This window comes from Cnuibacter sp. UC19_7, from assembly GCF_042699995.1.
In the GTDB taxonomy this organism is placed as follows: Bacteria; Actinomycetota; Actinomycetes; order Actinomycetales; family Microbacteriaceae; genus Cnuibacter.
Genome location: NZ_CP170560.1, coordinates 1570599 through 1594186 on the forward strand (window position 1 = coordinate 1570599; position 23588 = coordinate 1594186).

The following is a 23588-nucleotide window of genomic DNA, read 5'->3' on the forward strand; positions in this document are numbered from 1 at the left end:
CCTGGCGTTTCGCCACACGCACGCGCATGGCGAAACGCCAAACACATGGCAGAACCGCCCACAGGAGCGGTTTCGCGGGCGCATTGGCGTTTCGCGGGGTCAATGACCACGCGAGACGTCAGACAGGGCGCGAGAACCTGGGGCGTCGGGGCGCGTCCGCCACCCGGCCGTCAGACCACGTCGGCGAAGACGTCGACCGGGGGGAGGGACGAGCGCGACAGGCCCGACCAGGCGGCCGCGAGGGCCTCGATGCCGCGCTCCAGCTCAGCGGTGGGCTGCCCGATCGGGACGCGGATGAAGCGCTCCAGCGCCCCGTCGAGCCCGAAGCGCGGGCCGGCGGTGATGAGGAGGCCCTGCGCCCGGGCCGCGAGGGCGAGCTGCGAGCTGACCGGCGCGCCCAGGCCCGCCCACACCGCGAGGCCGCCGTGCAGGCGGGGCAGGCGCCACTCGGGGAAGTGGGAGCCGAGCATCCGGAGCACCGCATCGCGGCCCTCGCGCAGCTGCTCGCGCCGCACGTCGAGCACCGGCTCGAAGTCGCGCAGCAGGTCGGCGACGATCAGCTGCTCCAGCACCGGGGTGCCGAGGTCGCCCGCATAGCGCGCCGCCGCGAGCTTGCGGATGAGGCCGGGCTGCGCGCGGATCCAGCCCACACGCATCCCCGCCCAGACGGTCTTGCCCACCGACCCGAGGAGCACCGCCGACTCGCTCGACACGTCGTCGCCGTAGGCGGGGAAGGGCACGAACGACTGCGGCCGGTCGATGTCGAGCTCCGCCGTCGTCTCGTCGATCACGACGAGAGCGCCGTTGCGGGTGGCCTCGCGCAGCACGAGCGGCCGCAGCGCCTCGGGCATCGACTCGCCCGTCGGATTGTGGAAGTCGGGCATGAGGTACGCCAGCGTGGGCCCGGTGCGACCGAAGGCCTGCTCGATCTCCTGGGCATCCCAGCCGTGTCGCCGATCGTCTCCCGAGGCGCTGCCGTTCGCGGTGACCGTGACGGGCACGAGCCGCGCGCCCGCCGCCCGGAGCGCCTCATAGGCGTGCGGATAGCTCGGCAGCTCGACCACGGCCCGGTCGCCGCGCGCGAGCAGCACGCGGGCGAGGAGGAAGATCGCGTGCTGGGCGCCGATCGTGATCATCACCTGATCGACCGAGGTCGGCAGCCCACGCTGCGTGTAGCGCGCGGCGACCGCCTCGCGCAGCTCGGGCAGGCCGAACGGGTCGAGACCCGATCCGCCGAGCTGACGCGCGTAGTCGTCCATCACGCGCTGGGTGGCGGGGTAGAGCTCCGGATGCGCGGGCAGCGTCGCCTTGGTGAAGTCGATGTAGTCACCGGTCGTGTCGTGCCCGCCGATCGGCGCTCGCCCGGGGAGACGGGTGACGCTGCCCGACCCGCGGAGGCTCTCGGTGTACCCCGCCTCGCGCAGCTCGCGGTAGGCGGCCGACACCATCGTGCGGCTGACGCCCAGCGTGGCGGCGAGGTCTCGCTCGGCGGGCAGGCGCGTGTCGGCGGCGATCCTGCCGTCGAGGATGAGCAACCGGATGCGGTCGAAGAGCGCCAGGTACGACGGCCCGGGGGCGGCGCCACGCCAGTCGCCGAGCAGGCCGAGTAGGGAGCGGGTGCCGATCCGGGTGGGAGACATGCAGCCACGATACCCGGATTGGATTCTTGATCGGTAGCCAATGTACCGATTGGATTGCTCCCATGCTCGGCTTCTCCCTCCGCTTCCTCCGGCTGCTCGCCGGCCTCACCCTGTACGGGTTCGCGGATGCGCTGATGATCCGAGCGGGCCTCGGCGTCGACCCCTGGACGGTCTTCGCGCAGGGATGGGTGCACGTCACCGGCTGGAGCATCGGTCTCCTCACCGTCGTCATCGGGTTCCTCGTGCTGCTGCTGTGGATCCCGCTGCGTCAGCGGCCGGGACTCGGCACCCTCGTCAACGTGATCTGGGTGGGCCCGGCGATCGAGCTCGGGCTGTGGATCGTGCCCGAGCAGACGTCGCTGCCGATGCAGATCCTGGTCTTCGCCTCCGGGCTGCTGCTGCTCGCGGTGGCGAGCGGCATCTACATCGGCGCGCGCATGGGGCCGGGGCCGCGAGACGGGCTGATGACCGGCATCCACTCGCGTCTCGGGTGGCCGATCTGGGTCGGACGCACCGGCGTCGAGGGCTCGGTGCTGCTCGTCGGATGGCTGCTCGGCGGTGATGTGGGCGTGGGCACGGTGGTGTTCGCGGCACTCATCGGGCCACTGTGCTCGGTGACGCTGCCGCTCCTCGCGCCGAGCGTCGCCGCGGCGCGCACCGGGCGCGGCGCGCGGGCCGGACGGGTCGGCCGCGGCGGGCGGCGTGTGCCTCGGGGTGCGGCCGTCGCGGGGACAGCTGCCGCGGGGAGCGCGCCGGGGTAGCGTGGATGGCGTGAGCGACGACCAGCACGGCATCCCCTACGACGAGCGCATCACCGGGGAGCACGACCCGAAGGATCCGGACGGGCTCCTCACCGACGACCCGGCCCCGCTCGACGCGGACGACCGCGACCCCGACGCTCCGCACGAGGACGTGGCCTCCGACCACTACCCCGCCGTCCCCTCGCACCGCGGCGTGACCCAGTCGGGCCCCGAGGCGTAGAGCCCGCTCAGGCGCTCCATTCGCTGTCGTCGCGCCAGGCGGCGAGATCGACCTCATTGCCCTCCGGATCGGCGAGAGTCCACCACTCGGGGGCATCCGCGTCGCTGACGATCCGCCCACCCGCGGCGAGGGCCGCCGCGATCCGCTCCTCGACGTGATCCCGCCCGACGTAGACGTCGATGTGGATCGTGTTGCGCTCAGGCCGCAGCACCTCGATCTGCTGTATCCACAGGTTCGGGCCGACGCCGCGTGCGTCCTCGAGATCCGCCTCCCCGCGGGGCTCGTAGCCGAGCACCGCCTGCCAGAAGGCGCGCACCGCGACGACGTCGACCGCGTCGATGGCGATCTGGATGCTCTGCACCCGGGACGGATCCGCCAGGACACCGAGCCCGCGCGCCGCCTCCGAGATGCGGCGGGCCAGCGCGAGGTCGCGGTGGCTGATGTCGCCGAGGTCGTGGCTGACGAGCCGCACCGCGAGGCCCGAGTACCGCAGGTCGAGGTCCGGGTGGTGCCCGAGCTCCTCCGCCGCGCGACCGATCGCCGCCACGAGGGCGGCGCCGGTCGCGAAGTCACCCGTGTCGAACCAGGCGCGGGCACCGTCGCCGACCACGCGCCAGTCGGCGGTGCCGTCCGCCGCGCGGAACTCCCGCGGAGAGATCGAGTCGCTCATGCGCACCGTCCTACCCCCGTCCCGCCCCCTTCGCCAGGACAGGTCCACGTGTGCCGACTCCGGACATCCGACGCGACACGCCGACAGGAGTCCGGAGTCAGCTCGGATCGGCCCGAATCCCCGGAGTCGGCCCCGGGATCGGGCGGGTGCTGCTCAGGCTCAGGCTCCGGCGGGGCCCGAACCGTCGGCGGAGGGCACCAGCTCGGCGGCGTAGCGGTCGAGGGAGCGACGGTAGAGCGGGAGCGTGCGCGCCAGGGCGGTGAGCGCGACGGCGAGCGCCTCGTCGGGGCGGCCCGCGTCGCGGAGCGCGAGCGCGAGGAAGGCCTGGGCCGAGTCGCCCGTCACCGGGGTGGGGCGCTCGCCGCGCAGCAGCGCGACCGCGGCCTCGGGATCGCCGACGTTCCGCAGCGAGCTCGCGAGCTGGATCACCGCCTGCGGCCGCCGCTCCCCCGCCAGTCCCGCGTCGAGCGCGGCGCGGTAGAGGTCGACGGCCTCCCGTTCGTCTCCGAGCGCGTCGTGCACGGACGCCCACTCGTACAGCGCCTCCGCGTCACCGTCGGGTCGCTCGGCCATGAGCATCCGCATCGTCTCGCGCATGCCGTCGCGATCGCCCTCATCGAAGTCGTGCCAGAAGGCGTCGATCCGCGCATCCCACTGCTCATCGCTCATCGCACCATCCTCTCGCGCGCACGAAGGAACGGTAGGGTGCGGGCATGAGCGAGACCGCGATCACCGTCGAGGGCCACTTCGATCACCACCACCCCGCGGAGCGCGGCACGGTGCTCGTGAGCGCGGGCTTCCAGGGGCCGGATCGCGAGCCGGTCGTCGCCCGCACCGCCCAGCTGCACGCGCGACTCGCCTCCGAGGCCGAGCGGATGCGCACCGAAGGCGCCGTCACGTGGTGGTCGGCCGACCGCCTGCGAGTGTGGAGCGATCGTCCGTGGAACAAGGACGGCAAGCAGCTCCCGCTCGTGCACCACGCGTCGGTCGCGTCGGAGGTGAAGTTCGCCGACCTCTCCCGGCTCGCGGCCTGGGTGGAATCGACGGCGACGCTCGAAGGCGTCACGATCACGGGCATCCGTTGGGCGCTCACCGAGGTGACGAGGGCGCGGCTCACCGCCGACGCCCAGCACCGGGCGGTGCAGGATGCGGTGTCCCGCGCCTCCGCCTACGCCCAGAGCCTCGGGCTCGCCGCCGTGCGGCCGGTCGCGATCGCCGACCCCGGGATGCTCGGGGACGAGTCGCGGCCGCAATCGGCCGCGTCCGCCGCGCCCATGGCTCGCGCCGGCGCCGCCGCGAAGGAGTCGAGCGGGCTCGACCTGAAGCCGGAGGACATCACGATCTCGGCCCGCGTCCACGCCCGCTTCGCCGCCTCCTGACCCGCCCCGCGCCGCGTACCACCGCCCACGGCGCGTGCGGACTCACTCAGTCGCTGAGCTGCCAGCGCGTACCGTAGGGGTCGGTGAAGTCGGAGATCGTCTTGCCCGTGACGGGGATGAACGTGTCGGTCCGGCCGAACAGGGCTCCGGTGAGCGCGGTGATGCGCTCCGCATCCGCCGCCTGCGACCGCGACCGGAAGGCGATGTGGTCGACCACCATGCGGTCGAGCGTCGCATCCTCGCGCAGCTCGAACACCACCTGCCCCTCGCCGGGCAGGGCGAGCTCGACCGAGCCGCGCTCCGCGATCCGCCGCACCTCGGCGAGCCCGAGGCCCGCGAACCAGGCGATCGCCTCCTCGAGGTCGGGGACCTTGAGATCGATGTGGTCGACTGCCTCGAGCATCCGGGCCTCCTTCGGCGACGTGCGCTCCAGGCTAGCGCGGACCGTAGACGGAGACGACGTTGCCCTTCGCGGTGGTGCGGTTCTCGAGCAGCGTCACGCGGGTGAGCGGGCCGTCGCCGCCGAAGAGGCGCGTCCCCGCCCCGGCGAACACCGGATGCACGGTGAGGGTGAGCCGGTCGAGCACCCCCGCGACGAGCAGCTGCCGGACGACGCTGATGCTGCCCTGCACGGCGATGTCACCGCCGTCGCGTCGCTTGAGCTGCTCGACGAATCCCACCAGATCGCCCTCGATGAGGGAGGAGTTCTCCCACTCGAGCTCGGGCCCGAGCGTCGTGGACGCCACGTGCTTCGGCGTGCCGTTGACGTACTCCGCGAACTCGCCGTCGCGGGGAGCGGTGGGCCAGTACTGCGACCACTCCTGGTAGGTCACCCGGCCGAGGACGATCGTGTCCTGTCGCGCGATGGACTCGCCCATCATCGCGCCGAGGTCGTCGTCGAAGGCGTCGCCCTGGAACTCGTTCGGGGCCGACACCACACCGTCGATCGAGGAGAACAGGTGGGCAGTGACGAGGCGCATGATGGCAGTCCTTCCGGTGCGGTCCGGCTCCATCGTGGAGGATCATGGGCCGGAGGGGAAGAGCCCCGAACGCAGTCGCCGCCACTTCAGGAAGGCCGGACGCCGTGGACCCGCACACCCACCTCGATGCCCTCACCGAGGGCGTCCCCCGCCTGCGCGAGGTGCTCGCCGACGGCGACCTCGCCGCGCCCGTCTCGGGCTGCCCCGGATGGACGCTCGCCGACCTCGGCGCGCACGTCGGCTCGATCTACCGCTTCGCGCGCACCGGGCTCGTCGAGCGACGCGGCCTCGACGTGAAGGAACCCGGCCCGACGGAGCGCGAGCCCATGCTCGCCTGGTTCGACGAGGGGGCGGATGCCCTGCTCGCCGCCCTGCGCTCCATCGACGCCCGCGACGGCTGGGACGCACCCGCCTGGACGATGGCGCCGCCCGCCACCGCCGCCTTCTGGGCGCGGCGCCAGCACCACGAGACCGCGCTTCACCTCTGGGATGCGCTCGAGTCGCAGGGCGCAGATCCGGCCGCTGCGGCGGCGCTCGCCCTCGCCGACGACTCGGCGGCCGATGGGATCGACGAGATCGTGCGGATGTTCTTCCCGCGCCAGGTGCGCCTGGGCCGGCTCGCGCCGCTCCAGGACTCGCTCGGGGTGATCGCAGGGCCCGTGTCGCTGGTGATCGGCGGGGACGGGACGGGCGACCCCCACCTCGACTCTCGCTCCCACGCGGTGGCATCGGAAGCGCCGGATGCGGTGCTCGCGGGGCCGCCCGCGGCGGTGCTGCTCGCGCTGTGGAAGCGCATCCCCCTCGATTCCCCCGGGCTGACGATCACGGGCGACCTCGCCGCCGCCTCCCGCGTGGTCTCGGCCGCGCTCACGCCCTGAGCCCCTCCCGTCGCCCCTCGCCGACGTCGACCGCTCACTCTCAGCTGCATCGCGGGTGGATGGCGCGCATCCTGAGCACTCGATCGCGCATCCGCCCGTCACGGGCGGCGCGCAGCGGGCGGTAGCGTGGAGCGGATGTTCGCCGTGCTGCGCACCCGCGGGGTGCCCTACCTCCTCACGACGTCCGTGATCGGGAGGCTGGCCTCGGCGATGGCGGCGCTCGCGCTGGTGCGGCTCGTGGCGGGTCAGGGCGGCGAGTACGGATACGCGGCCGTCGTCGGCGCGACGTACGTGATCGCGGGGATGGTCGGCCAGCCGCTGCTCAGCCGCGCGATCGACCGGAGCGGACGGCGCCGAGCGGTGCTCGTCGGCTCCACGCTGCTCGCGACCGTCGGGTACGCGGGCACGGCGTGGGCGGCGGTGCAGGTTCCCGCGGTGGGGCTCGTCGCCGTCGCCGCGGCGGGCTTCTTCACACCGCCCATCGAGCCCGCGCTGCGCGCGCTGTGGCCCTCGCTGGTGGAGGAGCGACGGCTCACGTCCGCGTTCGCGCTCGACGCCGCCGCCCAGGAGGTGGGGTTCATCGTGGGCCCGCTCGCCACCGTCGCGGGGATCGCGCTCGCCGGGGTGCAGGGCAACGTGCTCCTCATGGGCGGGATCGGCCTCGTGGGCGGACTCGCGTTCGCCGCGCACCCGCGCCTGCGGCGCGTGGAGCGCGCCGTTCCGGTGCCGACCGCTCCTTCTGCGGGGGCGGATGCGGCGGCTGCCGCGGGCGACGCAGCAGGCGCGCCCGCGGCGGCAGCGCCCACGGCGGCAGCCGCGCCCACGGCCGATGCGGCGGCTACCTCGGGCGACGCAGCAGGCGCGCCCGCGGCGGCAGCGCCCAGGGCGGCGGCGGCGCCCACGGCGGATGCGGCGGCTCCGCGGAGCCACGGCTCCCCGCTGACGTCGGCGCCGTTCCGCCGCATCGTGATCACGATGGCCGCCGTCGCGGTCCCGGTCGGCGCGCTCACCATCGTGGCGACCGAGTACGCCGCCCTCGCCGGGCCCGCCGACCTCAGCTCCTGGGCGATCGCGGTCAACGCCGGAGGAGCGCTGACCGGCGCGCTCCTCTTCGGACGGTTCCCGCCTCGCGCAGCCGCGGCAGCCCTCATCCGCCCCCTCGCGCTCGGACTCGCGGTGCTCTACCTGCCACTCGCGGCCTGGATGCTGCCCGCCGGCGCGTGGCTGGCCCTCGCCTTCGCGGCGGGACTGCTGCTGCCGCCGCTGCTGACGCAGGTCTTCATGCAGACGCCGCTCACGGTGAGCGAGCGCCACCGCACGGAGGCGAACGCGTGGGTGGTGAGCGCCTTCGCGGTGGGGATCGCGGCGGGGACGCTCGCGTCCGGGTTCCTCGTCCAGCTGCTGCCCGCGGGGCTCGGCGTGACAGTCGCAGTCGTGGTCAGCGCGGCGGTCGGGATCCTGGGCGCGGCCCAGGCGGGCCGCCGCGCCCTCACCCCGCCCGGACGCTGATCCGTCACTTTCGGCTAGTGCGGGCCCCTCCGACTAGCCGAAAGTGACGGATCAGGTGGCGCGGAGGCACGGTGCCGCGTCAGAACCCGCGGGACTCGTTCGAGGGCGGGATGCCTCCGGGCACCGTCCAGGGCAGGCCTGCAGCGACGAAGGTGTTCGCCACATCCTGTCGCTGGCAGTGCAGGTGGGGCTCAGTCGAGTTGCCCGTGTTGCCGCACTCCGCCACCGCCTGGCCCGCGCGCACGTGATCGCCGACCGCGACACGCGCACTGCCCTGCCGGAGGTGCGCCAGCACGAAGTGCGTGCCGTCGGGCAGCCGCAGCACGACGTGGTTGCCCAGCACGCCCTTGAGCCCACGCAGCTCGCGCGGGACCGACTCGACGAAGAACCACGCGAACCCCAGCCACGACGACCGGCTCCGGTGATCCCGGATGCGGTCGGTCACCCGCACGACCTCCGCGTCGGCCGGCGCGAGCACGGGCTGCCCGAACGCGGGGAACCGCTCCGGCGGCAGGAACGCGCCACCCGCCTTGCCGAACTCGGGGCGCTCGACGCCCTCGGGCGCGTAGACGAGGTCGACGGCGTACGACTGACCGTATCCGTGGGTCCCGTGGCTCGGCACCTTGGTCGTCGGGGAGTTCACGGCCAGCCAGGTACCCGCCACGGGCGCGGCGACCTCGAGGGGCTCCGCCTTCACCGCCGGCGCCGCCACGACGAGCGCGAACGCGATCGCCCAGAACGCCACGCCCGCGCCGACCAGAAGCGCTCCCACCGGCACGTCCAGGCCGCGCTCGAGCAGCAGCACGTCGATCAGCGTGATCACCGCACCCGCCACCCCGAGCACCAGGCCCGCGTACTGGAGCGGCATCCGCACCCTCGCTGCCCAGGTCCCCATGCCTCCACCCTGCCCGCGGGTGCGCGGCGCGGCACCACTGCGCCGGGGATCCACAGGAGGCGCATATGCACGCCGCCACCCACTCCGCCTCTGTCCCGGCGCGGCCGCTACAGTGAGGACATGACGCAGGCGGGGGCGAGCACCGACAGGCCCGCGGAGCGCGGCGAGGACGCCATCGCCGTGGCCGGATCCGCCCAGACGCTCGGATCCGCGCTGACGCCCGCCGACGGGCGGCGGCATCGGCCCGTCGAGGTCACGGTCGTGGTGGTGCTCACCTATGCCGTCGGGGTGCTCACGCTGCTGTTCGGGATCGTGTTCATCCTGCTCCGCTACGACGCCGACATCCAGTCCGAGGGCCTCGCCTTCGGCGTCACGCTCGGCGGCGCGATCACGATCCTGTTCGGGTTCTTCACCCTCGCGCTCGCGTCGCTGATCTCGCGCGCCGACCGGGTGGCGCGGATCATCCTCACCGTCATCCTCGCCCTGAACATCGTGTGGGACGTGCTCATCGTCGTCGGCTCCGACGCGATCGACCTGGGTGCGATCATCGACGCCGTCCTCGTGGCCGTCGTGATCGCCGTGCTCTGGTTCGGCCGCGCCGCCCGGTTCTTCCGCCGTCCGGGCGCCTGAGCGGCGGCCTCTTCCGCTCGGGCGCGGACGGTGGCCGTCGAAAGGTACCGTCAGAGCTCGCACGACGCCCATACGGGCTCATCTCGCCTCTGACGGTACCTTTCGACGGTCGTCCGCGCCCGTCCGGGACGCGAGGGTCAGAGCGCCGCGAGGTCCGTGAAGATGAGGTCCGCGTTCACCGCCGTGGCGGCGGCGACCCCCTCCCCGATCGCGATGGGCACCAGCGCAGCGGGGTTCGCGGCGTTGCCGATCGCCCACAGGCCCGGCACGCTCGTGCGCCCGGTCGCATCCCGCACGGGGACGGGCACGCCCTGCATCTCGACCATCTCGGCCCCCAGATCGGCGACGAAGGTCGACCCCGCGGCGAGCGACCCCTTCACGAACAGGCGGTCGACCTCCACGAGCGTCCCGTCGTCGAGCTCGACACCCTGCAGCGCGCCCCGCTCTCCCACCACGCGGCCGATGCCCCGCGGCTCGATCCGCACGCCCCGCGCGGTGAGCAGCCTCAGGTCCTCCCCCGCGGGCGCCGCGTCACCGAGCATCCCGGTGAACAGCGTGATGTCGGCCGACCAGTGACGGATCATCTGCGCATAGTGCGCACTCATCTCCCCCGTCGGGATGACACCCAGGCGCCGGTCCCGCGACTCCCACCCGTCGCAGTACGGGCACGCGACCGCACCCTCGCCCCAGTGCTCCTGCAGCCCCGGCACCCCGGGCAGCTCGTCGCGCAGCCCGGTCGCGACCACGAGACGACGAGCGGATGCGCGCCCGCCGGCCACCGCATCCGTCACCACCTCGAAGCCGTCGCCCGCCGCCGACACCGCGGTGACCCGCCCCTCCACGATCTCGGCGCCGTACCCGGCGACCTCCTCGCGCCCCACGCGCACGAGCTCGAGCGGCGACCACCCGTCGCGGCCGAGCACCCCGTGCATGTGGCCGGCGAAGCGGTTGCGCGGCTCTGCGGCGTCGATCACGAGCACGCGGCGCCGGGCCCTGCTCAACACGAGCGCGGCGCTGAGGCCGGCCGATCCGCCGCCGATGACGATGACATCCCACTGGTCCTGTTCCATGGACCCAGCCTGAGAGCAGGTGTACGCTCGGGCAAATGAGCTTGCCGGGACAGCAATCCACTGCGGACGAGAAGTGGCGCCGCGACCACCCCGCACACGCCACGCAGACCTCCTCGGTCGACCCGGCCGGGGCCGGGGAGCGGATCCGCCTCGCCCGCCAGCAGCAATCGCTCACGCTCGCCGACCTCTCGGAGCGGAGCGGCATCTCGGTCAGCACCCTGTCGCGCCTCGAGGGCGGCAAGCGCAAGCTCACGCTCGAGATGGTGGTCGCCATCGCGGAGGCGCTCGGCGTCCCCCTCGATGATCTCATCACCCGGTCGCGCGCCACCGATCCCCGCGTACGCGGGCGATCGTTCGCGGTGGGCGACAAGACGTTCATGCCACTCTCGCGGCGCTCCGGCCCGCTGCAGGCCTACAAGGAGGTGCTGCCCCCGGTGCACCCCGACTACGTGCCGACGCAGTCGACCCACGAGGGGTGGGACTGGATCTACGTGCTCTCGGGCCGCATCCGGGTTCTGCTCGGCGACCAGGACGTGACGCTCGAGCCCGGCGAGGCCGCCGAGTTCGACACCAGGGTGCCCCACGCGGTGCTCAACCCCGGGCCGGGCACGGCGGAGATCATCAACCTCTTCAGCACCGCCGGCGAGCGCTTCCACCTCCGCGCGAGCACCTCCCCACGCTGATCGCCCCTCGACGTTCGTCACGGAGTACGCGAAAGCCCCCGCGTATTCGGCGAGGTCGGCCCTCTCTCGCGACGTGTGATGAGCGATCGCCGTCACCTCGACACCGAATCGGCCCGAGTCCCCCGTTATCTCGCGCGGTTGAGCCCATTCGGTGTTGAAGCGACGAGCACCGGCCCCCCCACGACCCCGGCGGCGCGGCTCAGCGGGCGCGAGAGCGCGCGGCGCGCGCGTCGCGCTGCCGCGCCACCTCGAGCGAGCGCAGGAAGCGACGGTGGATCGCGCGGACGACCTCGATCGCGCCGATCGACGCGGCCGTCGTGACGATGACGAGCACGGCGGTGTCGGGCCCGGGGTCGGTCAGCTGCAGGAAGTCGCTCACGATCGGGATCGAGTACACCAGGATCAGGCCGATCATCATCGCCCCGACGATGAACGTCTTGAACAGGGTGATGGGGCGGGATAGCACTACGAGGATCCAGAGCCCGATGATGGTGAGCACCAGCGTGGTGCCCGTGCGGAGCTCCTCCTGGGGGATGCCGAGGCTCGTCGCCATCCGCGAGTAGAACGCGAGCGCGATCGTGACGACCACGCCGGCGGGGATCGCGAACGACAGCGACCGCCGGAGGAACCCGGGCGAGTAGCGCTGCGCGTTCGGCAGGAGCGCGAGGAAGAACGCGGGCAGGCCGATCGTGAGCCCGTCGATGATCGAGAGCTGCCTCGGCAGGAACGGGAACTGCATCAGCATCGCGCCGAACACCACCGCGAGTCCGGTGGCGTAGGCGGTCTTCGTGAGGAACAGCATCGAGACGCGCTCGATGTTCGCGATCACCTGCCGACCCTCGGCGACGACTCCGGGCAGGTGCGAGAAGCGGCCGTCGAGCAGGATGAGCCGCGCCACGGCCTTCGTCGCCGGCGAGCCCGAGTTCATCGCGATGCCGATGTCGGCCTCCTTGATCGCGAGCGCGTCGTTCACGCCGTCGCCCGTCATCGCGACGGTGCGCCCGGCCGCCTTCAGAGCGAGCACGATGCGCTTCTTCTGCTCGGGCGTCACGCGGCCGAAGACCACCTCGTCGCGGAGGAGATCGATGAGCTCGTCCTCGTCGTCGGGCAGCTGCCGGGCGTCGACGCCGTGCGGCGCGTCGAGCCCGACCTCGCGCGCGATCGCCGCCACGGTCTGCGGGTTGTCGCCCGAGATCACCCGGACGTCGACGCCCTGCGAGGCGAAGTACGCGAGGGTCTCGCGCGCATCCGGACGCACGCTCTCGCGGAAGGTGAGCAGCGACACCGGGACGAGGTCGGCGGGCAGCGCCTCGGAGGCATCGAGCTCGCCGCCTGCTCCGTGCGGCGTGTGAGCGAGCACGAGGGTGCGGCGTCCGCTCGCCGCGAGCGCCGCCGCGGTCTCGAGCAGGTCGGCACCGGCGTGCGCGCTGTCGGCAGGACCGGGTGCGGGGACGCCACCGGCCGCGGGGATCGCCGCGCTCTCGGGGAACACCATCTCGGGCCCGCCGAGCACCCACGTCCCCGCCGCCCCGGATCCGCCGCCGAAGCTCACCGCGCTCCACTTGCGCGCTGAGGAGAAGGAGGTCCGCCCCACGGGCTCGGTGCCGGGCGCCGCGGTGAACCGCGCGGCGAGGCACTTCGCGGTCGCGTTCGAGTCGGGCTGCACGCCCCACCAGCCGAGCACCGCATCCCACCCCGGCGCATCCGCGACGGCGATCGGATGCGCGTCGTCGAACACGATGTCGCCCTCGGTGAGCGTGCCGGTCTTGTCGAGGCAGATGATGTCGATGCGGGCGAGGCCCTCGACCGCGGGCAGCTCCTGCACGAGCACCTTCTGCCGTGCCAGCTTCACCGCCCCGACCGCGAACGCGATGCTCGTCATGAGCACGAGTCCGAGCGGGATCATCGCCACCAGCGCCGCGATCGTGCCGACCACGGCCTGGCGCCAGGACTCGTCCTGGAAGGCCCTGTCCCATCCGCCCGCGGCGATCACCTGCGAGTTGAGCACGAGGAGGGCGACGGGCCCGATGATCCACGACACCCAGCGCAGCACGCGGTTGATCGACGTGCGGAGCTCGGACGCGACCAGCGAGAAGCGCTTCGCCTCGTCGGCGAACCGGTTGGCGAAGCTGTCGGCGCCGAGCCTGTCGGCGCGGGCGTACCCCTCGCCGGCGACGACGACGGACCCCGAGAGCACCTCCGTGCCCGGGGTCTTGTCGATCGCATCCGACTCGCCGGTCAGCATCGACTCGTCGAGCTGGAGGCCGTTCGAGAGCACCACGACGCTGTCGGCGGGCACCTGATCGCCGGCGCGGAGGACGAGGAGGTCGCCCTTCACGACGTCCTGCGTGGGCACCTCGACCTCGGCTCCGTCGCGGCGCACGCGCGCGTCGACCGCGTTGAGGAGCGCCAGCCGGTCGAGCGCGAGCTTGGCGCGGTACTCCTGGATCGACCCGATGAGGGCGTTGGCGATCGCGCTGAAGCCGAAGAGCGCATCCTGCCAGCGGCCCACGAACAGCAGCACGAGGAAGCAGCCCGCGATGATCGCGTTGAACAGCGTGAAGACGTTGGCGCGGACGATGCTCCACACGCTCCGGCTCGAGTCGGCCACGAAGGCGTTCGTCTCCCCCGCCGCGATGCGCTCGGCGACGTCGGCCGCGGAGAGGCCCGCGAGGTCGAGCGGCCCGTCGCGCTCCGGTATCTCTGTCCGGGGGTCGGCACTTGTGGGCGCCTCGGTGGGCTCGAGGTACGCGGCCTGCGGTCCGGCGTTCCCTCCCGCCGCGGCGCCGTCGCGCGCGTCGCCCTGCCCGACCGTGCCCATGGCGCCTCCCGTCCGCTGCGACGAGCTTAGCGATCGACCCTGCCGTGCTAGCGCCAGGCGGAGTACCCACGCGGTTCGGCATCGAGTCGGCGCGCTTCGCTGGTGGCCATCAGCACCCACCCATCGCCCGGAGATGGGATGGAATCGACCCATTCCGGACCCGAGGCGGGCGTCACCACGGTGGCCGCACCACCGTCCCGCCTCTCCTCGCGGACCCGGCCCGACGCGACCGCGTCCGCGAACTCGGCGAGCTCGTCGACGTCCTCCAGCGTGAACCGCCCCGAACCGGCCGTCACGGTGATCGTCTCCGAATGGACCTGCCAGAGGAGGTCACATGCGTCGGGCCGAAGGGGCTGGATGGTGACAGCAGCGCCTCCGCACCCCTCGCTGATCTCCACGACATCGCCGTACCGCTCTCGAAGCGAACCGAGCAGGGCCGTCGTCTCCCGCCCTCGCGGACTCCGGATCCACTCCTCGACGTCGCGGGCCTCCGCTTCCGCGGCCGCGGCGACTCTCTGGCCCGTGTCATCCAAGTAGTGCGCCGGAAGGTCCACGGTGTCGTCGACCTCCAGGGCGATCAGGTACTCCTCCACATCGGCATCGCGCGTGACCTCGTCCACTCGGGTGCGCCGGTTCTGCGTCGTGTCCCGCGAGTGCGTGCGTGTCCGCGTGCCGGGGAGGTCCACCACCGCCGCCCGGACCTCCACGATCTCCCTCACCACACCGACGATCTCGCCGCTCGGGCCGGGGAGGTCGAGCCCGTGATGGCTCTCGAGGAAGCGCCGCCGCGAGGCAGCGGGGAGGTCGCGCGCGAACACCGTCCACGTCACTGGTCGCCCCACCCCGAAGGGCTGGCCGCAACAGGCCTGCTCCCACCCGTCCACGACGACATCCACGATCACGCGCTCACGCTACTCGCGAAGGACCCTTGCGTTCGAGCGCGGTCGAAGGTGTGTGATGGGATCGTGAAACTCGGCATCCACTTCATGAACTTCACCCTCGACACCCCGGCGGAGCAGGTCGCGCCCGTGCTCGCCGACACCGCCCGCGTGGCGGAGGGGATCGGCGCGGAGTGGTTCACCATGATGGACCACTACTTCCAGATGGAGCAGTTCCGCACGGCGCACGACCCGATGCTCGAGGGGTACACCTCTCTCGGGTTCCTGGCCGGCGTGACCGAGCGGATGAAGCTCTCGCTCATGGTCACGGGCGTCACCTACCGGTACCCCGGCCTGCTGGCGAAGATCGTGACCACCCTCGACGTGCTGTCGCAGGGGCGGGCGATGCTCGGCATCGGCGCAGCCTGGTACGAGCGCGAGCACCTCGCGCTGGGCGTCCCGTATCCGCCGATCGCGCAGCGCTTCGAGATGCTCGAGGAGACGTTGAAGATCTGCCTGCAGATGTGGAGCGACGACGAGGGTCCCTACACCGGCGCGCACTACTCGCTCGCCGAGACCATCAACGTGCCGCAGTCGGTGCAGCGGCCGCATCCGCCCATCCTCATCGGCGGGGGCGGCGAGAAGAAGACGCTGCGCCTCGTCGCCCAGTACGCGGATGCGTGCAACCTGTTCGCGTCCGCTCCCGAGGAGGTCGCGCGGAAGCTCGACGTTCTACGCCGCCACTGCGACGACCTCGGCACCGACTACGACGCGATCACGAAGTCGGTGATGGGCCCGGGCGACCCCGCCACCGATCCGGACGCGTTCCTGCGGGCGATGGAGGCGTACGCGGCGCTCGGCATCGAGGTCGTGGAGGTGGCGCCGCAAGGCGGCGACCCCGTGTCCTGGGTGGGCGCGCTCGAGCCTCTCGTGCCCCGACTCGCCGCCCTGTAGCGGCCGCGAATCGGTCGGTGGCCGTCAGAAGGTCGCCTGAGAGACGACATGGCGCGATATACGGGGCATGTTCGCTCTGAGGCGACCTTTTCGCGGCCACCTTCCGCGGCGGTCGCCGCGGGACGCGCCCGAGCGGCAGGGGAAGCTCAGGCGGAGGCAGCCTTCGCCGCCGCCTTCGCGGCGCGCTTCGTCTCGCGCACCTTCGCTAGCGACGGCGGGTCGACGATGTCGGCCACCGAGCGGTACGACCCCTCCTCGCCGTAGGCGCCAGCCGCCTCACGCCACCCGGACGGCGTCACCCCGTACTGCTTGCCCAGCAGGGCCACGAAGATGCGGGCCTTCTGGTCCCCGAACCCGGGCAGCGTCTTCAGGCGCTTGAGGAGTGCGGCGCCGTCGGGGTCACCCTCGGTCCAGATCGCGGAGGCGTCGCCACCCCAGTCGTCCACGATCGCCTGGCACAGCGCCTGCACCCGCCCGGCCATCGAGCCGGGGAACCGGTGCACGGCGGGGGTCTGCGCGAAGAGGGCGGCGAACTCCTCCGGCGGGGCGGCGGCGATCGCGGGCGCGTCGAACGCGCCCAGGCCGTCGGCGCGCATCCGCTCGCTGATCTTCAGCGGCCCGGCGAAGGCGGTCTCCATCGCGACCTGCTGGTCGAGAAGCATCCCGATGAGCAGGGCGAGCGGGTCGCTCGAGAGCAGCCTGTCGGCGGCCTCGTCGTCGGTGATGTGGAGCGCGGGCGTCATGCGTCCATGGTCGCATGCAGTCCGGCGGCGGTCGAAGCGCGCGGGGGTGGTCGAGGCGCGCGGGGGTGGTCGAGGCGCGCGGGGCGCGCGCGGCTCGCGTAGGGTCGGCGGCATGGAGCCCGAGATCCTCGCCGAGCACGACGGCTTCGTGGTGCGGCGCACGGTGGAGGACGACTGGCCCGAGGTGCGCGCCCTGCGCCTCGAGATGCTCGACGACACGCCGCTCGCCTACCTCGAGACCGCCGAACACGCCCGTGGCCGCCGCGAGCGCGACTGGCGCGACCGCGCCCGCGAGGGCTCGTCGCCCGAGGCCATCACCGCCGTGGCGATCACGGACGGCGGGCGGTGGGTGGCGTCGATGACGTCGAAGATCCCGCTCGGGATGAGGCGCCCGTACCTGCTCGGCGTGTACGTCGCGCCGGGGTTCCGCGGGTCGGGCGGGGTCACGGATGCGGTGCTCGCCCAGATCGAGCGCTGGGCGGCCGAGCGCGGCGACGTGCTCATGCTCGACGTGCACGAGCGCAACGACCGCGCCCGCGCCGCCTACCGCAAGCGCGGCTGGGTCGAGACGGGGCACACCTTCCCCTACCCGCTCGCCGCGGGCGGGCTCGAGGTGGAGATGCTCAAGCCCCTGCGCTGACCCAGCCCCACGCCCGTCGCCGCCGCGCGGCACACTCGTAGCGAAGAAAATGCAGGGGCTGAGGCTTCTCGTCCATGATTACGGGACGTGGAGCCTCAGCCCCTGCGTTTCTCGCCGCTCGCCGCCCGCCGCCCGCTGCGCCGCACACATGCAGCGCAGCCGCGCCGCCGCCGGCTCACAGCCGATCCGCATACGCCGCGAGCGCGTCGCGGACGAAGGCGCCGCCCGCCGCGCCCCCGTAGTTCGCGCCGAAGCGCTCGTCGGCGACGTACATCTCCCCGAGCCCCCTCAGGTACCCCGCGAGGTCGTCTCCGCGCGGCGTCGCCGGCACGCCGGCGAGCCATTCCGCGTGGCGACGCGCGAGCTGCTGCGCCTCCTCCCCGGCGGGGTCGATCCCGCGGGCAGCGGCCCGCCGCCAGTCGGCGCTCAGACGGGCGAGGGCGGCTTGCCACTCGGCGCGCTCCGCGGGCGACTTCGTGCGCCACCAGCGGTCGCCTGCCGCGTAGGCGTCGGCACCCCAGCGCTCCTCCACCTCCGCCCGGTGCTGCGTGTGGTCGAAGCCGTCGAACATCGTCTCGGCCATGATCTCCTCTCCTCTCTCCACCGCGTCGATCGTGCGCTCGACGCTGCGCTGCTGCCGCCCGATCCGATCCGCCTCGTCCTGCAGACGGGCCAGGTGCCCGCGCAGGGCGGCCACCGCATCCGTCTCGCCGTCGAGCACCTCGCCGATCGCGGGCAGCCCGAGCCCGAGCTGTCGCAGCAGCAGCACCCGCTGCAGACGCACGAGCGCATGTTCGTCGTAGTAGCGGTATCCGTTCGCGGCGATCCGGCTGGGCGCGACGAGTCCGACGCTGTCGTAGTGCCGCAGCGTGCGACTCGTCGTGCCGGTCAGGCGGGCGACGTCCTGGATCGATCTCTCCATGTCCACCACGGTAGGAGTTGACGCCGCGTCAAGGTCAAGCAGGACTTCACGAGTAGCGTCGACAGCATGGTGCAGATCGGATCCAGCGACCTCGACGTCTTCCCTCTCGCCCTCGGCGGCAACGTGTTCGGCTGGACGGCCGACCGGGAGGAGTCGCTCGCCGTGCTCGACGCGTTCGCGGAGGGCGGCGGCGACCACATCGACACCGCCGACAGCTACATGTGGCGGAAGCCCGGCAACTCCGGCGGCGAGTCCGAGACGATCATCGGCGAATGGATGCAGACCCGCGGCAGGCGGGCTACGACCGTCGTGGCGACCAAGGTGTCGAAGCATCCGGCGTTTCCCGGACTGTCTGCGGCGAACATCGCCGCCGCGGCGGATGCGTCGCTCGCCCGCCTGCGCACCGACCGGATCGACCTCTACTACGCGCACGCGGAGGATCCGGCGACGCCTCTCGAGGAGTCGGTGGCGGCGTTCGACCGGCTCGTGCGGGCGGGGAAGGTGCGCTACGTGGGACTGTCGAACTTCTCCGCCGACTCGGTGCGCGAGTGGCTGGCGATCGCGGACGCGAACGGCTATGACCGCCCGGTGGCGCTCCAGGACCACTACAACCTCGTCCACCGGAACGACGTCGAGGACCACCTGGTCCCGCTCGCCCTCGAGGAAGGGCTGTCGATCCTGCCGTACTACGCCCTCGCCAGCGGGTTCCTCACCGGCAAGTACCGCACGAAGGACGATCACCCCGGCACGCGGCAGTCGGCGGCCACGGCGTACGTCTCACCGCAGGGGCTCGAGATCGTGGATGCGCTGGAGGACATCGGCCGCGACCACGGCGTCGCCGCGGCTTCCGTCGCGCTCGCGTGGCTGGCGGCCAAGCCCGCCGTGGCCGCGCCGATCGCGAGCGCGCGAACGCGGGGGCAGCTGCCCGCGCTCCTCGCCGCGGGCTCGCTGACGCTCACCCCCGCCGAGGTCGAGCGACTCGACGCCGTCTCCGCCTGGCCGCGCCCTTAGGTCGATGCCGGGGCCGCGCGGGTTCCGCCCGCTCTCCGCGCCGACGCCGCCGTGAGCGGCTCGACGCACGGGAGAACGGGCGGAACCCGCCGCATCCGCCCCTACGCGCCGAGGAGACGCGTGGCGAGGTACCCCTCGAGCTGATCGAGTGAGACGCGCTCCTGGCTCATCGTGTCGCGCGAGCGTACGGTGGCGGCGCGGTCCTCGAGGGTGTCGAAGTCGATCGTGATGCAGAAGGGCGTGCCGATCTCGTCCTGTCGGCGGTACCGGCGCCCGATCGCACCGGCGTCGTCGAAGTCGACGTTCCAGTTGCGACGCAGGCTCGCGGCCAGCTCGCGGGCGACGGGCGAGAGCGCCTCGTTGCGCGACAGCGGCAGCACCGCGGCCTTCACCGGCGCGAGGCGCGGGTCGAGGCGCAGCACGGTCCGCTTGTCGACGCCGCCCTTGGTGTTGGGCGCCTCGTCCTCGTGGAACGCATCCACGAGGAACGCCATCAGCGAGCGGGTGAGGCCCGCGGCGGGCTCGATCACGTACGGCGTGTAGCGCTCGCCGGTGGCCTGGTCGAAGTACGAGAGGTCGGTTCCGGACGCCTTGGAGTGCGTCGACAGGTCGAAGTCGGTGCGGTTGGCCACACCCTCGAGCTCGCCGAACGCCGAGCCCTGGAATCCGAAGCGGTACTCGATGTCGACCGTCCGCTTCGAGTAGTGCGACAGCTTCTCCTTCGGGTGCTCGAAGAGGCGCAGGTTCTCGGGGTCGATGCCGAGGTCGACGTACCACTGGTAGCGCTGGTCGATCCAGTACTGGTGCCACTCCTCGTCGGTGCCGGGCTTGACGAAGAACTCCATCTCCATCTGCTCGAACTCGCGGGTGCGGAAGATGAAGTTGCCCGGCGTGATCTCGTTGCGGAAGCTCTTGCCGATCTGGCCGATGCCGAAGGGCGGCTTCTGGCGCGAGGAGTTCAACACGGCGTTGAAGTCGACGAAGATGCCCTGGGCGGTCTCGGGGCGGAGGTAGGCCATGCCCGACTCGTCGTCGAGGGCGCCGAGGTACGTCTTCATGAGACCCGAGAAGTTGCGCGGCTCGGTCCAGGCGCCGGGCTGCCCGGTGTCGGGGTCGCGGATGTCGGCGAGCCCGTTCTCCGGCGGGTGGCCGTGCTTCTCCTCGTACGCCTCGAGCAGGTGGTCGGCGCGGTAGCGCTTGTGGGTGTGGAGCGACTCGACGAGCGGGTCGGTGAACACCTCGACGTGACCCGAGGCCTCCCACACCTGGCGGGGCAGGATCACGGCGGAGTCGAGGCCCACGACGTTGTCGCGCTGCTGCACCATGAACTTCCACCACTGGCGCTTGATGTTCTCCTTGAGCTCCACACCCAGGGGGCCGTAGTCCCACGCGCTGCGTGTGCCTCCGTAGATCTCACCGGTCGGGAACACGAAGCCCCGGCGCTTGGCGAGGGCGGTGACGGAATCGAGACGGGATGCGGCGGCCATGAACTCTCCGTGGTTGTCGCGCGGCCGGCTGCACGCGCGAGATCGAGGTCAAGTCTAGTGAAGGGCAGAATGTCCTTCGTGAGCCTCCTACCCGCGACGCCGTCGGACGCGCACCGCTCCGGATCGGTGACGAGGCGGCCCCGGTCTCGAGCCCGCGGATGACGGGCTTCTGGGCGCGGGTCCTCGACATCCGCATCGTCGACGGGCCGGTTCTCATCGCCGTGTACGCGGTGGCGGTGGTGTTCCTCCTCGCGATCGTCGTCCGGCGTCCGGCGGTGCGCTGGGTGCGGCCGGTCGCGATCGCGTTCGGCGCCGGCGCGGTGTGCGGTGTGCTGCTCACCGTGCTGGTGCAGAACGTGCTCGACGTGTTCAACACCCCGATGAGCGTCGAGACGCGCATCTGGATCGCTGCCGTCTTCGCGACGATGTCCGCGGCCGTCGCCTCGGCTGTGGTGTCGCACGGCTGGCGCCGGATCGTGTCGCTCATCGCCGTCCCCGTCTTCGCGCTCACCACGGCCATCGGGATCAACGCCGACTTCGGCATCGACAAGACCCTCGGCGACTTCCTCGACATCGAGACCCTCCCCGCGCTCGACCTCTCCGCCCTCCCGCCGCACTCCACGAATCCCGACGGCCCGCTCGTCGACTCGTGGACGCCGCCCGCCGACATGCCCGACGAGGCGCTCGTCGGCACTGTAGAGATCCCGACACCCGCCTCCGACTTCGACGCACGCGATGCGGTCGTGTACCTCCCTCCGGCGGCGCAGGTGGCGAACGCGCCCGCGCTGCCGGTCGTGGTCTACATGGGCGGGCAGCCCGGATCCCCCGCCGTCGACGACGTGGGCCAGGTGCTCGACGAGTTCACCGAGCAGACCGACGGACTCGCCCCCATCGTGGTCTCGGTCGACCAGCTCGGAGGGGACGGCTCCAACAACCCGCTCTGCATCGACGGGTACCAGGGCAACGCGGCGACGTACGTGAACGACGACGTGGTCTCGTTCATCCGCTCGACCTTCAACGTGATGCCGGGACCGGCGGCATGGTCGATCGCCGGGTTCTCGAACGGCGGCGGATGCGCGATCCGCTTCGGCGCGCTGCATCCGGACGTCTGGGGTTCGGTGATCGACATCTCCGGCGAGCTCGGACCCTCGCTCGGCAGCGAGCAGGACACCATCGACGAGGGCTTCGGCGGCGACGCCGACGCCTACCGGGCGCAGCTGCCGCTGACCATCCTCGACTCGCGGACGTACCCGTCGTCGAAGATCGCGATCTTCACCGTCGGGCAGTTCGACGGACGCTACGTGCGCGCGTCGCAGGAGATCTACGAGGCGGCGGAGGCGGCGGGGATGACCGCGTACCGCTTCGTCTCCCCCGGCACGGGCCACGAGGCGGCGACCATCCAGTTCGGCTTCGCGGAGGCGTTCGACGTGCTCTTCCCCGTCTGGGGCCTCTCCCCCGCCGACCCCGCCCTCCCCGCGCCCGAGTAGCCCGCGCGGGGTGCCCGGGTTTGTCCAGGTTTCCGTCGCGAAATCGCCGAAAGACGACGGAAACCTGGACAAAGGCCCGCGCGAGAGGGCGGACGGGCGCGGGTCAGGAAGGGAGGAGACCTCGGGCGGCGACGGCGGCGCGCTCCTCGAGGAGCTCGTCGACGGAGAGGTCGATGCGGCGGCGGGAGAACGCGTTCACCTCGAGGCCCTCCACGACGACCCAGCGCCCGTCGATCGAGTGCGCCGGGAACGAGCTGACCAGCCCCTCGGGCACGCCGTAGGCGCCCGTGGACGGCAGCGCGACGCTCGTCCATCCGTTCCGCGTGCCGTGCACCCAGTCGCGCACGTGGTCGATCGCGGCGGAGGCCGCGCTCGCCGCCGATGACGAGCCGCGAGCGTCGATGATCTCGGCGCCGCGCTTCGCCACCCTCGGGATGAACTCCTCCGCGAGCCAGGCCTCGTCGACCAGTTCGCGAATGGGACGCTCCTGGGCGAGCGCGTGGAACACATCCGGATACTGGGTGGTCGAGTGGTTGCCCCAGATCGTGACGTCGCGCACGGTCGACACCGGTACCTCGAGCTTCGCGGCCAGCTGCGCGAGCGCGCGGTTGTGGTCGAGGCGGGTCAGCGCTGTGAACCGCTCGGCCGGGATGTCGGGCGCGTTCTGCTGCGCGATGAGCGCGTTGGTGTTGGCGGGGTTGCCCACGACGAGCACCCGGACGTCGTCGGCGGCGTGCGCGTTCAGCGCCGCACCCTGCGGCCCGAAGATGCCGCCGTTGGCCGCGAGGAGGTCGGCCCGCTCCATCCCCGCGGTGCGCGGGCGCGACCCGACAAGGAGCGCGACGTTCGTGCCGTCGAAGGCGCGCTCGGACGAGTCGGTCACCTCGAGGCTCTCGAGCAGCGGGAACGCGCCGTCCTGCAGCTCGAGCGCCGCCCCCTCGGCCGAGGCGAGGCCCTGCGGGATCTCGAGCAGCCTCAGCCGCACCGGCGTGCTCGGGCCCAGCATGTCGCCCGCCGCGATGCGGAACAGCAGCGCGTATCCGATCTGCCCGCCCGCTCCGGTCACCGTCACGGTCACGGGCGGATGCGCCGCCCGGGTGCTCTCGGTGACGGATGCGGACGGGTGCGGGGTCGAGAATGGCGCGCTCATGCCCCCATCCTCCTCCCGGGGAGGAGGCCGGTGGCCGTGGATGCAGCGTTCGGCCGCTGCGGACGCCGTCGAGATCGCGGCTGCGGATTCCGTGACCGTCGAAAGGCACGCTCACGGCTCACAGATGCCCGTATTCGGGCCGCGCGGGCTGTGAGCGTACCTTTCGACGGTGACCTCGCT

24 protein-coding genes are annotated in these 23588 nt (G+C 72.4%); 11 read left to right on the forward strand and 13 right to left on the reverse strand.

What is annotated here, in order from left to right; translation table 11 throughout:
• Window positions 1-170: 170 nt before the first annotated feature.
• A complete protein-coding gene (locus ACFJGV_RS07330; protein WP_378147970.1) occupies window positions 171-1640 on the reverse strand; it encodes a PLP-dependent aminotransferase family protein in 1470 nt (489 codons plus the stop codon).
• A 62-nt stretch (window positions 1641-1702) separates the two neighbouring features.
• Here ACFJGV_RS07330 and ACFJGV_RS07335 point away from each other — a divergent pair, with 62 nt between their 5' ends.
• Both ACFJGV_RS07335 and ACFJGV_RS07340 read left to right on the forward strand, forming a co-directional pair.
• The gene (locus ACFJGV_RS07335) at window positions 1703-2401 is read left to right on the forward strand and encodes a YitT family protein (RefSeq protein WP_378147972.1); all 699 of its coding nucleotides are present in this window, start codon (window positions 1703-1705) and stop codon (window positions 2399-2401) included.
• Window positions 2402-2411: 10 nt separating this feature from the next.
• A complete protein-coding gene (locus tag ACFJGV_RS07340; RefSeq protein WP_378147974.1) occupies window positions 2412-2621 on the forward strand; it encodes a hypothetical protein in 210 nt (69 codons plus the stop codon).
• A 7-nt stretch (window positions 2622-2628) separates the two neighbouring features.
• On the opposite strand, the gene ACFJGV_RS07345 is transcribed toward ACFJGV_RS07340, so the two are convergent.
• Both ACFJGV_RS07345 and ACFJGV_RS07350 read right to left on the reverse strand, forming a co-directional pair.
• Window positions 2629-3291, reverse strand: coding sequence for a VOC family protein (locus ACFJGV_RS07345; protein ID WP_378147975.1), 663 nt, complete (start codon window positions 3289-3291; stop codon window positions 2629-2631).
• Between the two features lie 159 nt (window positions 3292-3450).
• Complete coding sequence (locus tag ACFJGV_RS07350; RefSeq protein ID WP_378147977.1) at window positions 3451-3960, reverse strand: tetratricopeptide repeat protein; 510 nt, start codon at window positions 3958-3960, stop codon at window positions 3451-3453.
• A gap of 44 nt (window positions 3961-4004) precedes the next feature.
• Between ACFJGV_RS07350 and ACFJGV_RS07355 the strand changes: the two genes are divergently transcribed.
• On the forward strand, window positions 4005-4670 hold the full coding sequence (locus ACFJGV_RS07355; protein WP_378147978.1) for an SIMPL domain-containing protein: 666 nt from the start codon (window positions 4005-4007) through the stop codon (window positions 4668-4670).
• Between the two features lie 46 nt (window positions 4671-4716).
• Here ACFJGV_RS07355 and ACFJGV_RS07360 read toward each other — a convergent pair whose 3' ends face one another.
• Together ACFJGV_RS07360 and ACFJGV_RS07365 are read right to left on the reverse strand one after the other, a co-directional pair.
• Window positions 4717-5073 (reverse strand): VOC family protein, encoded by a 357-nt coding sequence (locus ACFJGV_RS07360; RefSeq protein WP_378147979.1) that lies wholly within the window; start codon window positions 5071-5073, stop codon window positions 4717-4719.
• 31 nt (window positions 5074-5104) lie between these two features.
• Window positions 5105-5650 (reverse strand): dihydrofolate reductase family protein, encoded by a 546-nt coding sequence (locus ACFJGV_RS07365; RefSeq protein WP_378147980.1) that lies wholly within the window; start codon window positions 5648-5650, stop codon window positions 5105-5107.
• 104 nt (window positions 5651-5754) lie between these two features.
• On the opposite strand from ACFJGV_RS07365, the gene ACFJGV_RS07370 reads away from it, so the two are divergent.
• Together ACFJGV_RS07370 and ACFJGV_RS07375 are read left to right on the forward strand one after the other, a co-directional pair.
• Window positions 5755-6528: a maleylpyruvate isomerase N-terminal domain-containing protein gene (locus ACFJGV_RS07370; RefSeq protein ID WP_378147982.1), complete on the forward strand. Its 774-nt coding sequence runs from the start codon at window positions 5755-5757 to the stop codon at window positions 6526-6528.
• Between the two features lie 135 nt (window positions 6529-6663).
• Window positions 6664-8037: an MFS transporter gene (locus ACFJGV_RS07375; protein ID WP_378147983.1), complete on the forward strand. Its 1374-nt coding sequence runs from the start codon at window positions 6664-6666 to the stop codon at window positions 8035-8037.
• A gap of 79 nt (window positions 8038-8116) precedes the next feature.
• Here ACFJGV_RS07375 and ACFJGV_RS07380 read toward each other — a convergent pair whose 3' ends face one another.
• Window positions 8117-8932: a M23 family metallopeptidase gene (locus ACFJGV_RS07380; RefSeq protein ID WP_378147985.1), complete on the reverse strand. Its 816-nt coding sequence runs from the start codon at window positions 8930-8932 to the stop codon at window positions 8117-8119.
• A gap of 120 nt (window positions 8933-9052) precedes the next feature.
• Here ACFJGV_RS07380 and ACFJGV_RS07385 point away from each other — a divergent pair, with 120 nt between their 5' ends.
• Entirely contained in the window at window positions 9053-9562 is a 510-nt protein-coding gene (locus tag ACFJGV_RS07385) for a hypothetical protein (protein WP_378147986.1), read from the forward strand.
• Between the two features lie 137 nt (window positions 9563-9699).
• On the opposite strand, the gene ACFJGV_RS07390 is transcribed toward ACFJGV_RS07385, so the two are convergent.
• On the reverse strand, window positions 9700-10632 hold the full coding sequence (locus ACFJGV_RS07390; protein WP_378147987.1) for an NAD(P)/FAD-dependent oxidoreductase: 933 nt from the start codon (window positions 10630-10632) through the stop codon (window positions 9700-9702).
• 35 nt (window positions 10633-10667) lie between these two features.
• On the opposite strand from ACFJGV_RS07390, the gene ACFJGV_RS07395 reads away from it, so the two are divergent.
• Entirely contained in the window at window positions 10668-11315 is a 648-nt protein-coding gene (locus tag ACFJGV_RS07395; protein ID WP_378147988.1) for a helix-turn-helix domain-containing protein, read from the forward strand.
• Between the two features lie 199 nt (window positions 11316-11514).
• On the opposite strand, the gene ACFJGV_RS07400 is transcribed toward ACFJGV_RS07395, so the two are convergent.
• Both ACFJGV_RS07400 and ACFJGV_RS07405 read right to left on the reverse strand, forming a co-directional pair.
• Window positions 11515-14136, reverse strand: coding sequence for an HAD-IC family P-type ATPase (locus ACFJGV_RS07400; RefSeq protein ID WP_378147989.1), 2622 nt, complete (start codon window positions 14134-14136; stop codon window positions 11515-11517).
• A 47-nt stretch (window positions 14137-14183) separates the two neighbouring features.
• Window positions 14184-15038 (reverse strand): DUF6578 domain-containing protein, encoded by an 855-nt coding sequence (locus ACFJGV_RS07405; protein ID WP_378147991.1) that lies wholly within the window; start codon window positions 15036-15038, stop codon window positions 14184-14186.
• A 63-nt stretch (window positions 15039-15101) separates the two neighbouring features.
• Between ACFJGV_RS07405 and ACFJGV_RS07410 the strand changes: the two genes are divergently transcribed.
• Window positions 15102-15968 carry an LLM class F420-dependent oxidoreductase gene (locus ACFJGV_RS07410; RefSeq protein ID WP_378147993.1) on the forward strand — a complete coding sequence of 289 codons (867 nt, stop codon included), beginning with the start codon at window positions 15102-15104 and terminating at the stop codon, window positions 15966-15968.
• A 146-nt stretch (window positions 15969-16114) separates the two neighbouring features.
• Here the strand turns inward: ACFJGV_RS07410 and ACFJGV_RS07415 are convergent, their stop codons facing one another.
• Window positions 16115-16711, reverse strand: coding sequence for an HhH-GPD-type base excision DNA repair protein (locus ACFJGV_RS07415; RefSeq protein WP_378147994.1), 597 nt, complete (start codon window positions 16709-16711; stop codon window positions 16115-16117).
• A gap of 112 nt (window positions 16712-16823) precedes the next feature.
• On the opposite strand from ACFJGV_RS07415, the gene ACFJGV_RS07420 reads away from it, so the two are divergent.
• On the forward strand, window positions 16824-17351 hold the full coding sequence (locus tag ACFJGV_RS07420; protein WP_378147995.1) for a GNAT family N-acetyltransferase: 528 nt from the start codon (window positions 16824-16826) through the stop codon (window positions 17349-17351).
• Between the two features lie 175 nt (window positions 17352-17526).
• Here the strand turns inward: ACFJGV_RS07420 and ACFJGV_RS07425 are convergent, their stop codons facing one another.
• Window positions 17527-18273, reverse strand: coding sequence for a TipAS antibiotic-recognition domain-containing protein (locus ACFJGV_RS07425; protein WP_378147996.1), 747 nt, complete (start codon window positions 18271-18273; stop codon window positions 17527-17529).
• 66 nt (window positions 18274-18339) lie between these two features.
• On the opposite strand from ACFJGV_RS07425, the gene ACFJGV_RS07430 reads away from it, so the two are divergent.
• The gene (locus ACFJGV_RS07430) at window positions 18340-19284 is read left to right on the forward strand and encodes an aldo/keto reductase (RefSeq protein ID WP_378147997.1); all 945 of its coding nucleotides are present in this window, start codon (window positions 18340-18342) and stop codon (window positions 19282-19284) included.
• Between the two features lie 101 nt (window positions 19285-19385).
• On the opposite strand, the gene ACFJGV_RS07435 is transcribed toward ACFJGV_RS07430, so the two are convergent.
• The gene (locus ACFJGV_RS07435) at window positions 19386-20771 is read right to left on the reverse strand and encodes a glycine--tRNA ligase (protein WP_378147998.1); all 1386 of its coding nucleotides are present in this window, start codon (window positions 20769-20771) and stop codon (window positions 19386-19388) included.
• 158 nt (window positions 20772-20929) lie between these two features.
• On the opposite strand from ACFJGV_RS07435, the gene ACFJGV_RS07440 reads away from it, so the two are divergent.
• Entirely contained in the window at window positions 20930-22258 is a 1329-nt protein-coding gene (locus tag ACFJGV_RS07440; protein ID WP_378147999.1) for an alpha/beta hydrolase, read from the forward strand.
• Between the two features lie 103 nt (window positions 22259-22361).
• Here the strand turns inward: ACFJGV_RS07440 and ACFJGV_RS07445 are convergent, their stop codons facing one another.
• Window positions 22362-23408, reverse strand: a complete 1047-nt coding sequence (locus ACFJGV_RS07445; RefSeq protein ID WP_378148000.1) for a malate dehydrogenase — start codon at window positions 23406-23408, stop codon at window positions 22362-22364.
• Window positions 23409-23588: the final 180 nt, after the last annotated feature.

Coding starts and splice junctions, on each gene's coding strand:
- ACFJGV_RS07365 (WP_378147980.1), bottom strand. CDS start 5,650: ATGCGCCTCGTCACTGCCCACCTGTTCTCCTCGATCGACGGTGTGGTG.
- ACFJGV_RS07335 (WP_378147972.1), top strand. CDS start 1,703: ATGCTCGGCTTCTCCCTCCGCTTCCTCCGGCTGCTCGCCGGCCTCACC.
- ACFJGV_RS07400 (WP_378147989.1), bottom strand. CDS start 14,136: ATGGGCACGGTCGGGCAGGGCGACGCGCGCGACGGCGCCGCGGCGGGA.
- ACFJGV_RS07375 (WP_378147983.1), top strand. CDS start 6,664: ATGTTCGCCGTGCTGCGCACCCGCGGGGTGCCCTACCTCCTCACGACG.
- ACFJGV_RS07445 (WP_378148000.1), bottom strand. CDS start 23,408: ATGAGCGCGCCATTCTCGACCCCGCACCCGTCCGCATCCGTCACCGAG.
- ACFJGV_RS07345 (WP_378147975.1), bottom strand. CDS start 3,291: ATGAGCGACTCGATCTCTCCGCGGGAGTTCCGCGCGGCGGACGGCACC.
- ACFJGV_RS07390 (WP_378147987.1), bottom strand. CDS start 10,632: ATGGAACAGGACCAGTGGGATGTCATCGTCATCGGCGGCGGATCGGCC.
- ACFJGV_RS07435 (WP_378147998.1), bottom strand. CDS start 20,771: ATGGCCGCCGCATCCCGTCTCGATTCCGTCACCGCCCTCGCCAAGCGC.
- ACFJGV_RS07440 (WP_378147999.1), top strand. CDS start 20,930: ATGACGGGCTTCTGGGCGCGGGTCCTCGACATCCGCATCGTCGACGGG.
- ACFJGV_RS07420 (WP_378147995.1), top strand. CDS start 16,824: ATGGAGCCCGAGATCCTCGCCGAGCACGACGGCTTCGTGGTGCGGCGC.
- ACFJGV_RS07415 (WP_378147994.1), bottom strand. CDS start 16,711: ATGACGCCCGCGCTCCACATCACCGACGACGAGGCCGCCGACAGGCTG.
- ACFJGV_RS07355 (WP_378147978.1), top strand. CDS start 4,005: ATGAGCGAGACCGCGATCACCGTCGAGGGCCACTTCGATCACCACCAC.
- ACFJGV_RS07350 (WP_378147977.1), bottom strand. CDS start 3,960: ATGAGCGATGAGCAGTGGGATGCGCGGATCGACGCCTTCTGGCACGAC.
- ACFJGV_RS07360 (WP_378147979.1), bottom strand. CDS start 5,073: ATGCTCGAGGCAGTCGACCACATCGATCTCAAGGTCCCCGACCTCGAG.
- ACFJGV_RS07425 (WP_378147996.1), bottom strand. CDS start 18,273: ATGGAGAGATCGATCCAGGACGTCGCCCGCCTGACCGGCACGACGAGT.
- ACFJGV_RS07385 (WP_378147986.1), top strand. CDS start 9,053: ATGACGCAGGCGGGGGCGAGCACCGACAGGCCCGCGGAGCGCGGCGAG.
- ACFJGV_RS07395 (WP_378147988.1), top strand. CDS start 10,668: ATGAGCTTGCCGGGACAGCAATCCACTGCGGACGAGAAGTGGCGCCGC.
- ACFJGV_RS07380 (WP_378147985.1), bottom strand. CDS start 8,932: ATGGGGACCTGGGCAGCGAGGGTGCGGATGCCGCTCCAGTACGCGGGC.
- ACFJGV_RS07430 (WP_378147997.1), top strand. CDS start 18,340: ATGGTGCAGATCGGATCCAGCGACCTCGACGTCTTCCCTCTCGCCCTC.
- ACFJGV_RS07330 (WP_378147970.1), bottom strand. CDS start 1,640: ATGTCTCCCACCCGGATCGGCACCCGCTCCCTACTCGGCCTGCTCGGC.